The organism is Streptomyces sp. NPDC005262 (assembly GCF_042872425.1).
Lineage (GTDB): Bacteria > Actinomycetota > Actinomycetes > Streptomycetales > Streptomycetaceae > Streptomyces.
In genome coordinates, this window is record NZ_JBIAKK010000012.1 from 222,790 (window position 1) to 234,454 (window position 11,665).

The window sequence follows — 11,665 nt, forward strand, 5'->3', positions numbered from 1 at the left end:
AGCCCGTCGCCCCGGCCTCGGTCAGGACCCCACAGGTCCCGACGACTGCACCGGAGGATCCGCCGGATGCGGCGCCATGGGCAGCAGCGAGGACAGCCGCTCCTCGCACAGCTCGACCAGCCGCTCGTACCCCTCCTTGCCCATGAGCTCGGTGAGCTCGGGCCGGTAGGACACATAGACCGGCTCGCCGGCGCCGTGCGCCGACGTCGCCGACGTGCACCACCAGTGCAGATCGTGGCCGCCCGGACCCCAGCCCCGGCGGTCGTACTCGCCGATCGAGACCTGGAGCACCCGCGTGTCGTCGGGCCGGTCGATCCAGTCGTACGTACGCCGGATCGGCAGCTGCCAGCACACGTCCGGCTTGGTCTCCAGGGGCTCCTTGCCCTCCCGGAGCGCCAGGATGTGCAGCGAACAGCCTGCTCCCGCCGCGAACCCGGGCCGGTTCTGGAAGATGCAGGACCCCTTCCAGCGGCGCGTCTGGCGTTCCCCGTCGTCGTCTACCTCGACCCAGCCCGTCTCCGTACCGACGTCGTGGAACTGCCACAGCTCAGGGGTCAGCCGGGAGACATGCTCCGCCACCCGCTTCTCGTCGTCCTCGTCCGAGAAGTGCGCGCCCAGCGTGCAGCACCCGTCGTCCGCACGGCCCGCCTGGATGCCCTGACAGCCACTGCCGAAGATGCAGGTCCACCTGGAGGTCAACCAGGTCAGGTCGCAGCGGAAGATCTGTTCGTCGTCCGCGGGGTCGGGGAACTCGACCCAGGCACGTGCGAAGTCGATCCCCTTCTCGTCTTCGGACCGGTCCGGCCCGTTCACTTCCGGCTGCTGCATCTCCTGCTTCATTTTCTGCTTCTTAGTGACTTTGTCCGGCTTCGCCTTTTTCGTCTTTGGCACGGGCCAAGGGTAAGTCCGCGAGAGCAGTAGCGTGCCGGGTATGAGACTCGGAGTCCTCGACGTGGGGTCGAACACGGTTCATCTGCTGGTGGTGGACGCGCACCCCGGCGCCCGCCCGCTGCCCGCGCACTCGCACAAGGCGGAGTTGCGCCTCGCCGAACTGCTGGACACGGACGGGGCGATCGGACCTGCCGGCGTGGACCGGCTTGTCACGACGATCACCGATGCGCTGCAGGCCGCCGAGGACAAGGGTTGCGAGGACGTGCTGCCGTTCGCCACGTCCGCGGTACGGGAAGCGAGCAACGTCGACCAGGTGCTGGCCCGGGTGCGGGAAGAGACCGGCGTCGACCTCGCTGTCCTCACCGGCGAGGAGGAGGCACGGCTCACCTTCCTCGCCGCCCGCCGCTGGTTCGGCTGGTCCGCCGGGAAGCTGCTGGTCCTGGACATCGGTGGCGGCTCGCTGGAGATCGGTTTCGGCATCGACGAGGAGCCGGACACCGCGGTGTCGCTGCCGCTCGGGGCCGGACGCCTCACCTCCGGCTGGCTGCCGGGCGATCCGCCGGACCCGGCGGAGGTGAAGGCGCTGCGCCGCCATGTGCGGGCCCAGATCGCCCGTACGATCGGCGAATTCAGCCGCTCCGGCCGTCCCGACCATGTCGTGGCGACCTCCAAGACGTTCAAGCAGCTCGCCAGGATGGCGGGCGCGGCGCGCTCCGGGGAGGGCTTGTACGTACAGCGCACCCTGACCCGCAAGGCGCTGGAGGAGTGGGTGCCGAAGCTGGCGGCGATGACCGCCGACCAGCGCGGGCGTCTGCCCGGGGTCTCCGAGGGGCGGGCCGCGCAGCTGCTGGCCGGGGCGCTGGTCGCCGAGGGGGCGATGGACCTCTTCGGGGTGGAGGAGCTGGAGATCTGCCCGTGGGCGCTGCGCGAAGGAGTCATCCTGCGCCGCCTGGACCACCTCCCGGCGTCCGCGGCCCTGAACTGACCCAGCCACCCACCTCACCCGGCCACCCACTCGGCGGACCGGACGGCGCGAAGGAGCACAGGAAGCCTTACGGAAGCCGCCCCCGGAATCCCGACAGGAGCCGCGGAGGCCGTCCGCAGCCGACCGGAAACAGGTCGGCGCCGACCGAAGCCGCCCGGCGCCGACCGAAAGGAGCCCTCGACCGACCGGAAGTCCGGCCGAGGGCCGATCGGGAGGACGCTGGGCCGACCATGGCACTGCTCACTTTCCGCCTCCGCCCCTCGGTGGCGCGCACAGCCGCCCCGTACCCTGTCTCCGTGGCAGAACCAGTGGTGCGCATCCCGGATGCGAAGGTCGCCCTGTCGACGGCCTCCGTCTATCCGGAGTCGACGGCGACGGCCTTCGAGATCGCCGCACGTCTGGGCTACGACGGTGTCGAGATCATGGTCTGGACCGACCCTGTCAGCCAGGACATCGAGGCGCTGCGACGGCTCTCGGACTATCACCAGGTGCCGATCCTCGCCGTTCACGCGCCCTGTCTGCTGATCACGCAGCGGGTCTGGTCCACCGATCCATGGGTGAAGCTCCAGCGGGCCCGGGCGGCCGCGGAGAAGCTCGGAGCGTCGACGGTCGTCGTCCACCCGCCGTTCCGCTGGCAGCGGCAGTACGCGCGCGATTTCGTCAGCGGTATCTGGCGCATGGCGGACGAGACGGACGTGCGGTTCGCCGTCGAGAACATGTACCCGTGGCGGTACCGGGATCGCGAGATGCTCGCGTACGCCCCCGACTGGGACGTCACCAACGACGACTACCGACATTTCACCGTCGACCTCTCGCACACCGCGACCGCCCGTACCGACGGCATGGCCATGGTCGAGCGGATGGGCGACCGGCTCGCTCACATCCACCTGGCCGACGGCAAGGGCTCCAACAAGGACGAGCACCTGGTGCCCGGCCGCGGTGACCAGCCCTGTGCCGAACTGCTGGAACGGCTGGCCCGGACCGGCTTCGACGGCCATGTGGTCATCGAGGTCAATACCCGCCGCGCCATGTCCGCCGCCGAACGTGAGGCCGACCTGGCGGAGGCGCTGGCCTTCACCCGGCTCCATCTGGCGTCCGCCACGGCGCAGGCGCCGCGCCCATGACCACCGACGGGGGCAGCGGACCGCACGGCCCCGCCGAACGTCCCAAACGCCGCGGCCGCCCTGCTCGTACGGCCGGGACCACCGGCCCCGGCGCCCGCGAACGCATCCTGGAAGCGGCCCGTACCGAGTTCGCCGAGCGCGGCTACGACAAGACGTCGATCAGAGGCATCGCCAAGAAGGCGGCGGTCGACGCCGCACTCGTGCACCACTACTTCGGTACGAAGGACGAGGTCTTCGCGGCGGCCATCGAGGTCTCCCTCGAACCGGCGCTGGTGATCCCGGCCATCCTCGGCGACGGCGCGGACGGCCTGGGGGAGCGGCTGGCCCGCTACTTCATCGGCGTATGGGAGAACCCGGCGTCCAGGGCCCCCTTGCTCGCGATCATGCGGTCCGCGCTGACACACGAGGCGGCGGCCAAGGTGCTCCGCGGCTTCGTGCTGCGGCGGCTGCTGGAACGGATCGCGGAGACACTGGACGTACCGGACGCGACGTTCCGCGCGGAGCTGGCCGCCTCGCACATGATCGGGATCGCGATGCTGCGGTATGTGATCAAGGCGGAGCCGCTGGCCTCGGCGGAGCCGGAGAAGATCGTCGCGATGGTCGCACCGACGCTGCAGCGCTATCTGACGCAGACCTGAGCGATCTTCCGGGCGTCATCGCCCTGCCCCTCCGGCATTCAGGCACCGGTGGCATGGCGCCCCGCTCGCACAGCGAGCACGCCATCCCGCATTCCGGACAGAGTGTCCAGATCTTGGAGCCGAGGCGTACCCTCGGAGGCAGTCATATCTGTCGAAGGAGCGAGCGACGATGCCCCAGCTGAGGTCCCGCACTGTCACCCACGGCCGCAACATGGCGGGCGCTCGCGCCCTTATGCGGGCCTCGGGCGTAGCGAGCGAGGACATCGGCAAGCCGATCATCGCGGTCGCCAACTCCTTCACCGAGTTCGTCCCCGGCCACACCCATCTCGCACCGGTGGGCAGGATCGTCTCCGATGCCATCAAGGCCGCGGGCGCGGTGCCGCGCGAGTTCAACACCATCGCCGTCGACGACGGCATCGCGATGGGCCACGCGGGGATGCTCTACTCGCTCCCCTCCCGCGACCTGATCGCCGACTCCGTCGAGTACATGGTCGAGGCGCACTGCGCGGACGCGCTGATCTGCATCTCCAACTGCGACAAGATCACGCCCGGCATGCTGATGGCCGCGATGCGTCTGAACATCCCGACGGTCTTCGTCTCCGGCGGTCCGATGGAGGCCGGGCGGGCCACCCTCGTCGACGGGACGGTCCGCAAGCTCGACCTGATCAACGCGATCAGCGACGCGGTCAACGAGAACGTCTCGGACGAGGACATCCTCCGTATCGAGGAGAACGCCTGTCCCACCTGCGGCAGCTGTTCCGGCATGTTCACCGCCAACTCGATGAACTGTCTGACCGAGGTCCTGGGTCTCTCCCTCCCCGGCAACGGCTCCGTCCTGGCCACGCACACCGCCCGCAAGGCGCTGTACGAGGAGGCCGGCCGCACGGTCGTCGAGATCACCAAGCGCTACTACGAGCAGGACGACGCGACGGTCCTGCCGCGCTCCATCGGTACCCGCGCCGCTTTCGACAACGCCATGGCGCTGGACATCGCCATGGGCGGCTCCACCAACACGATCCTGCACCTGCTGGCCGCCGCCCAGGAGGCCGAGCTGGCCTACGACCTCGACGACATCAACGAGGTCTCGCGCCGCGTCCCCTGCCTGTCGAAGGTCGCGCCCAACGTGGCCCCCGGCGGCACGTACTACATGGAGGACGTCCACCGGGCCGGCGGCATCCCCGCCATCCTCGGTGAGCTCCACCGCGCCGGCCTGCTCAACGAGGACGTGCACTCGGTGCACTCCGCCACCCTCGCCGAGTGGCTGAAGAACTGGGACGTCCGCGGCGGCTCTCCGTCGCCCGAAGCCGTCGAGCTGTGGCACGCGGCCCCCGGCTGCGTCCGTTCCGCGACCGCCTTCTCGCAGTCCGAGCGCTGGGAGACCCTCGACCTGGATGCGGCGGGCGGCTGCATCCGCGACCTGGAGCACGCGTACTCCAAGGACGGCGGCCTCGCGGTCCTCAAGGGGAATCTCGCCGAGGACGGCTGCGTCGTGAAGACGGCGGGCGTCGACGAGTCGATCTGGACCTTCGAGGGCCCGGCGGTCGTCTGCGAGTCGCAGGAAGAGGCCGTCGACAAGATCCTCCGCAAGGAGATCAAGGAGGGCGACGTGGTCGTCATCCGTTACGAGGGTCCGCGCGGCGGCCCCGGCATGCAGGAGATGCTCTACCCCACCTCCTTCCTCAAGGGCCGCGGCCTCGGCAAGAGCTGCGCCCTGGTGACCGACGGCCGCTTCTCCGGCGGTACGTCGGGTCTGTCGATCGGCCACGCATCGCCGGAAGCGGCATCGGGCGGCACGATCGCGCTCGTGGAGGACGGCGACCGGATCAGGATCGACATCCCGAACCGGTCGATCGAGCTCCTCGTCCCCGACGCCGAGCTGACCACCCGTCGTGAGGCGCTGAACGGCGTGTACGCGCCGAAGAGCCGCGAGCGCAAGGTCTCGGCGGCGCTGCGGGCGTACGCGGCGATGGCGACTAGCGCCGACCGCGGCGCGGTGCGCGACGTCTCCAAGCTCGGCTGACACACGCACCCCGACCTCATTCGGCCCCCGGCGACCCAGTGGTAGCCGGGGGCCGACGCGCACCCGCCGCGCCCGCCCCCGCACGGGGATGGTGCCGCCGCACCTACCGTCGCCGCCCGGGGATAATCGACCTCGTGAGCGAGAAAAGCGAAGCACCCAGCGGCCCGGAGCACGGATCCACCGCTCCCGGCCCGCAGCCCGAGCCCATCCGCTTCTTCGGTACGACCTGGGTCGAGCACGACGGTCGGTACGGGCTCCGGCGCGTCGGCGTCGCCCTCGGCTCCCTCGCCGCGGCCGTCGCCTCCTGCTTCGTGCTCCGCTTCGCCTACCAGGGCCTGGAGATCGCCGATGTCGGCAGCCTCGTCGGCATCCTGGTCGTCCTGATGTTCGCCGTCTGCAGTGCCGTCGCCTTCCGCAAGACCTGGGAAGGATTCAGCCACCGCCCCGCCGACCGGGCCCGTGAGGACAACCTGCGCGGTCTGAAGACGATCGGCTTCATCGGCTCGCTGCTCGCCTACTTCTTCCGCTCGTTCCTGGAGGCACCGGGCGAGAAGCTGCGGCGTACGGAGTACGAGACGGCCCTCGCCCGGTACACGAAGCGCCGCTCGACGAGGACCGGGAACCCGGCGGCCCGCAAGACGTCGAAGGCCAGGAAACCCCGGCGCAAGTAGCCCCACCCGGGCGACGATGGTCCTGTGCCCCATACGGACCCGCCCACTCCCCATCCCCGCGCCCTCTCCTTCGACCGGGCCGCCGCCCAGTACGCCGCGGCCCGGCCCGGCTACCCGCCCGCCCTCTTCGCCACGGTCGAAGAGATCACCGGTCACCCCCTGCGCGGCGCCCGCACCCTCGACGTCGGGGCCGGCACCGGTATCTCCACGCGCCTCCTCCGCGACCGGGGCGCCCGCGTCACGGCCGTCGAGCCGGGCCCCGGCATGGCGGCGGAACTCCACCGGGCGCTCCCGCAGATCCCGATCGTGCGCGGCGACGGCAACCGCCTCCCCTTCGCCACCGCCTCGGCCGATCTGATCACGTACGCCCAGTCCTGGCACTGGACCGACCAGACCCTCGCCACCCCCGAGGCCCTCCGCGTCCTGCGGCCGGGTGGCGCCCTTGCGCTCTGGTGGAACGTCTCCGACCATTCCGTCGCCTGGATCGCGGAGCAGGACGCCCGCCTCCGCCGGTTCTTCGGCGCCGACGACAGCGCCCACGGTTCGCCCGTCCGCTCCCGAGACCTGCCGGCCGAGCTCGGCTTCGTACACCGCGCGGTGCCCTGGACCCGCCGGGTGCCGCTCGACACTCACCTCGCCAACCTCGGCAGCCACTCCGCGTTCCTCGTCCTCGGTGAGGAGCTCACCGGCCGGTTCCTCACCGAGGAGCGTGTCCGCCTCGCGGAGCTCTTCCCCGACGGCACGGTCGAGGAGAGCTACGTGGTCGACCTCAGCGTGGCAATGCGCTGACCGTCATGCCGAAGCGGAGGCTCCGCCCGTCCCTGACACAGCCCCGCGCCCGTACCGCCAGGTCCCTTGACGCGCGGGCGCCACGAGGACCAAAATTCATCGCATGATGAATTCTTCGGCCGCCGCCATCGAGGCGCACGGCCTCACCGTCGTACGAGGTGAGCGAACCGTCCTGCGCGGCCTCGACTTCACCGTCGAACCGGGCAGGATCACCGGCCTCCTGGGCCCGTCCGGCTGCGGCAAGAGCACCCTGATGCGAGCTGTCGTCGGCACCCAGGCCAAGGTCACCGGAACCCTCGACGTCCTCGGCACGCCTGCGGGCCACCCCACCCTCCGCCCGCGCATCGGGTACGTCACCCAGGCGCCGTCGGTCTACACCGACCTCAGCGTCCGGCAGAACCTCGACTACTTCGCGGCCATCCTCCGACCGGGCCGCAGCCACCGGGAAGCCCGCCGGGCCACCGTCGCCCAGGCCATCGCCGATGTGGACCTGACCAGCCACGCGGACGCTCTCGCCGGCACTCTGTCCGGCGGCCAGCTCACCCGCGTCTCCCTCGCCGCCGCCCTGCTCGGCACCCCCGAACTCCTGATCCTCGACGAGCCGACGGTCGGTCTCGACCCGGTTCTCCGCCGAGATCTGTGGAACCTCTTCCACGGCCTCGCCGCCGACCACGGCACCACGCTCCTCGTCTCGTCCCACGTCATGGACGAGGCGGAGCGCTGCCACCGCCTGCTCCTCATGCGTGAGGGCGAGATCCTCGCCGACGGCACCCCCGAGGCGCTGCGCACCGATGCCCGCACCGCCACCGTCGAAGAAGCCTTCCTCCACCTGGTCGACGAGGCCGCCACCCGTCAGGAGAACGTCCGATGAGCTCGACGAACACGCCGCAGCAAGCAGCCGCCACCCCACAGGCAGCCACCCGCCCCCACCCCCTCGCGCAGCCCGGGCCCCAAGCCCTCAGCCCCGCCCGCACCCTTGCCACCGCCGCCCGCGTCCTGCGCCAGCTGACCCACGACCCGCGTACCGTCGCGCTGCTGCTCCTCATCCCGGTCGTGATGATCACGCTGCTGCGGTACGTCTTCGACGGCAGCCCGCGCACCTTCGACGCGATCGGAGCCTCGCTGCTCGGCATCTTCCCGCTGATCACGATGTTCCTGGTGACGTCGATCGCCACCCTCCGGGAACGCACCTCGGGCACCCTGGAACGCCTCCTCGCCATGCCACTGGGCAAGGGTGATCTGATCGCCGGTTACGCCCTCGCGTTCGGCGCCGTCGCGATCCTCCAGTCCTTCCTGGCCACCGCGCTCTCGGTCTGGGTACTCGGCCTCGACGTGGTCGGCTCCCCCTGGCTGCTGCTCCTCGTCGCTCTGCTCGACGCCCTGCTCGGCACGGCACTCGGCCTGTTCGTGTCCGCCTTCGCCGCATCCGAGTTCCAGGCAGTCCAGTTCATGCCGGCCGTGATCTTCCCGCAGCTCCTGTTGTGCGGCCTGTTCATCGCACGCGACCAGATGGCGCCCGTCCTCGAAGCCATCTCGAACGTCCTGCCCATGTCCTACGCGGTCGACGGCATGAACGAAGTCCTCCACCACACCGACGTCACCGGCAACTTCGTCCGTGACGTCCTGATCGTGGCGGGCTGCGCCCTCCTCGTCCTCACCCTGGGCGCAGCCACGCTCCGCCGCCGCACCGCCTGATGTCCCGGTGCGAGGATGGCGGCGACGACGTACCACCAGAACCGCGTACCACCGCAACGTCCGGAGGGTGAACCGCATGACCCAGACAGTCGCAGTCCTCGGCACCGGCAAGATCGGCGAGGCCCTGCTCAGCGGCATGATCCGGGCGGGCTGGCGCCCCGCCGACCTGCTGGTCACCGCCCGCCGCTCCGAGCGTGCCGAGGAACTCCGTACCCGCTACGGCGTCGAGTCCGTCACCAACGCCGAGGCCGCCAAGCGCGCGGACATCCTCATCCTCGCGGTCAAGCCCCAGGACATGGGCCGGCTCCTCGAGGAGCTCACCCCTCACATCACCTCCGACCGCCTGGTCATCAGCGCCGCCGCCGGCATCACGACCGGCTTCATCGAGGACCGCCTCGCTGCGAGGACTCCGGTCGTACGTGTCATGCCGAACACCCCCGTCCTCGTGGACGAGGGCATGTCCGTCATCTCCGCGGGCAGTCACGCCACCACCGACCACCTCGCCGCCGCCGAGGCGATCTTCGGCGGCGTCGGCAAGACCCTTCGTGTCCCCGAGTCCCAGCAGGACGCGGCGACCGCGCTCTCCGGATCGGGACCCGCGTACTTCTACTTCCTCGTCGAGGCGATGACCGACGCGGGCATTCTGCTCGGCCTGCCGCGCGCCCAGGCCCACGACCTGATCGTGCAGGCCGCCATCGGCGCCGCGGTGATGCTCCGCGACAGCGGCGAACACCCGGTCAAGCTCCGAGAAGCCGTCACCAGCCCGGCGGGCACCACCATCAGTGCCATCCGGGAGCTGGAGAACCACGGCGTACGGGCCGCCCTGATCGCCGCCCTCGAAGCAGCCCGCGACCGCAGTCGCGAGCTGGCCTCGGGCAACGGCTGACCCTCACTTCCCCGCGGCCGCCACCAGCTCCGCGCTCGCCACGACCTTCGCGAACCCACCGCTGTGCAGAGTCACAGCGGTGGCCCGCGCCAGCTGGTCGGCGCTCAGTTCCCACCCCCACGGCCCGATCGCGTCGAAGGTGTACGTCGCATCGAACGCGAACAACACCTCGTACCCGAGGTTCCCGCCCATGCGCGCCGTCGTCTCCGCGCACATATTGGTCTGGATCCCGGCCACCACGATCTGCCGTACTCCGGCCTCATCCAGCCAGGCCCCCAGATCGGGCGTCCCGTAGAAGGCGGAATTGACCGTCTTCGTCAGGAACAGCTCGGGCCCACTGCCTTTCCCCCGCCGCTCCTCCACATATCCCTTGAACGCGTTTCCCGAGTATCCGGGCCGCAGCGGCGAATCCGGTTTCGTCGAGTCATGCCGTACGAACACGACGGGCCGCCCGCTCTGCTGCCACGCATCGATCAGCTCGGCGATGTTCCGATCCGCCTCGGGATTGTTCCGTGGCCCCCAGTACCCCTCCTCCTCAAAGCCTTCCTGCACGTCCACCACGACCAGCGCTGCCTTCTCCGCAATCTCCATGGGAACGATGCTGCTGCCTCGCACCCGCATGGCCCAGAGGTCGAAAAGTCATCGATCGATGCTTTACTGCCACCATGGCGCCCGGACACGTACCCACCCCCGCCCGCATCGCCCTTGTCGCGTTCCCCGGCGTCCGGGCGTTCGACGTCTCGGTCATCACCGAGGTCTGGGGTGTGGACCGCACCGACCGCGGTGTCCCGCCCTTCGACCTGCGCCGCACCGCCGCCGACCCGGCCCCCATCCCCCTGCGCGGTGGACTCTCCCTCGCCCCGGACCGCACCCTCGCCTGGCTGAACCGCGCCGACCTCATCGTCGTCCCCGGCCTCGACGACCATCTGACACCCGCCCCCGCCCCGGTCCTGGATGCCCTCCGCCGCGCACACGCCCGCTCCACCCCGATCGCCGCGCTCTGCGGCGGCGCATTCACCCTCGCCCAGGCAGGCCTCCTCGACGGCCGCCGGGCCGTCACCCACTGGAACCTCACCGACCTCCTCCGCGCCCACCACCCCCGCGTGACGGTGGTCCCGGACGCACTGTTTCTCCACGACGACAACATCTGGACATCAGCGGGCACCGCGGCCGGCATCGACCTCTGCCTCCATCTCGTCCGGAAGACCCATGGCGCCGAAGCCGCGGCAGCGATCGCCCGTTCGATGGTCACGGCCCCGTTCCGGACCGGAACTCAGGCCCAATTCATCGAGCACCCCACCCCACACACCGACCGCGATGCCGACACCCTCGCCGCGGTACGGGCCTACGCCCTGACCCACTTGGCCGAACCGCACACGGTGGCCGGCCTCGCCGCCCGCGCCGACATGTCCCCCCGCTCCTTCGCCCGCCACTTCCAGGCGACCACGGGCACCACCCCTCTGCGCTGGCTGATCACTCAGCGCATCGCCGCAGCTCAAAGGCTTCTGGAGCGCACCGACCTCCCCCTCCCCGAGGTGGCCCGTCGTACGGGCTTCGGCAGCGAGATCACGATGCGCCAGCACTTCGCCACCCACCTGGCCACCAGCCCCCGCGACTACCGCCTGGCCTTCCGGCACACCCAGGACCAACGGGAGGTTGACATGGTCCTCCCGCATCCGTAATGTGCTCCGAGTTGTCCGACGTGAGTGCCGACCCCGGTCGGTCCCCGGACAGCCATTCCGCAGTAACCACAACGAGCGAGCGACGCCTGTCGCCCGGCTCCGTGTGCGCATTTGCGAAATGAAGAATCCGCGTTCGAAGGAGCGCGACCCCGATTAGCGTCGGGGCGCAGGATTCGCTAAAGTCTCACTCGTCGGAACGGCCCAACAGCCGGGAAGACAAACCCCGCTGACTGGGAATCAGGCCCGAAAGGATCTGATAGAGTCGGACTCGCCGGAAAGGGAAA

The 11,665-nt window shown here is 70.3% G+C and carries 12 protein-coding genes; 10 read left to right on the plus strand and 2 right to left on the minus strand.

Annotated elements, in window-relative coordinates; all coding sequences use genetic code 11:
- Positions 1-21 precede the first annotated feature (21 nt).
- The gene (locus ACFYP5_RS27170; RefSeq protein ID WP_389040868.1) at positions 22-891 is read right to left on the minus strand and encodes a hypothetical protein; all 870 of its coding nucleotides are present in this window, start codon (positions 889-891) and stop codon (positions 22-24) included.
- Positions 892-931: 40 nt separating this feature from the next.
- Between ACFYP5_RS27170 and ACFYP5_RS27175 the strand changes: the two genes are divergently transcribed.
- The 9 genes from ACFYP5_RS27175 (at position 932) to proC (ending at position 9,699) form a co-directional block, all read left to right on the plus strand.
- Positions 932-1,876, plus strand: a complete 945-nt coding sequence (locus tag ACFYP5_RS27175) for a Ppx/GppA family phosphatase (RefSeq protein ID WP_389040870.1) — start codon at positions 932-934, stop codon at positions 1,874-1,876.
- A gap of 296 nt (positions 1,877-2,172) precedes the next feature.
- On the plus strand, positions 2,173-3,000 hold the full coding sequence (locus ACFYP5_RS27180; RefSeq protein ID WP_389040872.1) for a sugar phosphate isomerase/epimerase family protein: 828 nt from the start codon (positions 2,173-2,175) through the stop codon (positions 2,998-3,000).
- A complete protein-coding gene (locus ACFYP5_RS27185; RefSeq protein WP_389040874.1) occupies positions 2,997-3,638 on the plus strand; it encodes a TetR family transcriptional regulator in 642 nt (213 codons plus the stop codon). Before ACFYP5_RS27180 ends, ACFYP5_RS27185 begins: the two co-directional genes overlap by 4 nt.
- A 169-nt stretch (positions 3,639-3,807) precedes the next feature.
- Entirely contained in the window at positions 3,808-5,658 is a 1,851-nt protein-coding gene (ilvD, locus tag ACFYP5_RS27190; RefSeq protein WP_389040876.1) for a dihydroxy-acid dehydratase, read from the plus strand.
- Positions 5,659-5,792: 134 nt separating this feature from the next.
- Positions 5,793-6,329 carry a hypothetical protein gene (locus tag ACFYP5_RS27195; RefSeq protein ID WP_389040878.1) on the plus strand — a complete coding sequence of 179 codons (537 nt, stop codon included), beginning with the start codon at positions 5,793-5,795 and terminating at the stop codon, positions 6,327-6,329.
- A gap of 24 nt (positions 6,330-6,353) precedes the next feature.
- Positions 6,354-7,118, plus strand: a complete 765-nt coding sequence (locus ACFYP5_RS27200; RefSeq protein WP_389040880.1) for a class I SAM-dependent methyltransferase — start codon at positions 6,354-6,356, stop codon at positions 7,116-7,118.
- A gap of 103 nt (positions 7,119-7,221) precedes the next feature.
- A complete protein-coding gene (locus ACFYP5_RS27205) occupies positions 7,222-7,989 on the plus strand; it encodes an ABC transporter ATP-binding protein (RefSeq protein ID WP_389040882.1) in 768 nt (255 codons plus the stop codon).
- Complete coding sequence (locus tag ACFYP5_RS27210; protein WP_389040884.1) at positions 7,986-8,813, plus strand: ABC transporter permease; 828 nt, start codon at positions 7,986-7,988, stop codon at positions 8,811-8,813. Before ACFYP5_RS27205 ends, ACFYP5_RS27210 begins: the two co-directional genes overlap by 4 nt.
- A 76-nt stretch (positions 8,814-8,889) precedes the next feature.
- A complete protein-coding gene (gene proC / locus ACFYP5_RS27215) occupies positions 8,890-9,699 on the plus strand; it encodes a pyrroline-5-carboxylate reductase (RefSeq protein WP_389040886.1) in 810 nt (269 codons plus the stop codon).
- Between the two features lie 3 nt (positions 9,700-9,702).
- On the opposite strand, the gene ACFYP5_RS27220 is transcribed toward proC, so the two are convergent.
- Positions 9,703-10,290, minus strand: a complete 588-nt coding sequence (locus ACFYP5_RS27220; RefSeq protein ID WP_389040888.1) for a cysteine hydrolase family protein — start codon at positions 10,288-10,290, stop codon at positions 9,703-9,705.
- Positions 10,291-10,364: 74 nt separating this feature from the next.
- On the opposite strand from ACFYP5_RS27220, the gene ACFYP5_RS27225 reads away from it, so the two are divergent.
- Entirely contained in the window at positions 10,365-11,381 is a 1,017-nt protein-coding gene (locus tag ACFYP5_RS27225) for a GlxA family transcriptional regulator (protein WP_389040890.1), read from the plus strand.
- Positions 11,382-11,665: the final 284 nt, after the last annotated feature.

Bases quoted from the DNA above. Each gene is read 5' to 3' on its own strand.
- ACFYP5_RS27210 (WP_389040884.1), top strand. From the start codon at position 7,986: ATGAGCTCGACGAACACGCCGCAGCAAGCAGCCGCCACCCCACAGGCA.
- ilvD (WP_389040876.1), top strand. From the start codon at position 3,808: ATGCCCCAGCTGAGGTCCCGCACTGTCACCCACGGCCGCAACATGGCG.
- ACFYP5_RS27175 (WP_389040870.1), top strand. From the start codon at position 932: ATGAGACTCGGAGTCCTCGACGTGGGGTCGAACACGGTTCATCTGCTG.
- proC (WP_389040886.1), top strand. From the start codon at position 8,890: ATGACCCAGACAGTCGCAGTCCTCGGCACCGGCAAGATCGGCGAGGCC.
- ACFYP5_RS27225 (WP_389040890.1), top strand. From the start codon at position 10,365: ATGGCGCCCGGACACGTACCCACCCCCGCCCGCATCGCCCTTGTCGCG.
- ACFYP5_RS27205 (WP_389040882.1), top strand. From the start codon at position 7,222: ATGATGAATTCTTCGGCCGCCGCCATCGAGGCGCACGGCCTCACCGTC.
- ACFYP5_RS27220 (WP_389040888.1), bottom strand. From the start codon at position 10,290: ATGGAGATTGCGGAGAAGGCAGCGCTGGTCGTGGTGGACGTGCAGGAA.
- ACFYP5_RS27185 (WP_389040874.1), top strand. From the start codon at position 2,997: ATGACCACCGACGGGGGCAGCGGACCGCACGGCCCCGCCGAACGTCCC.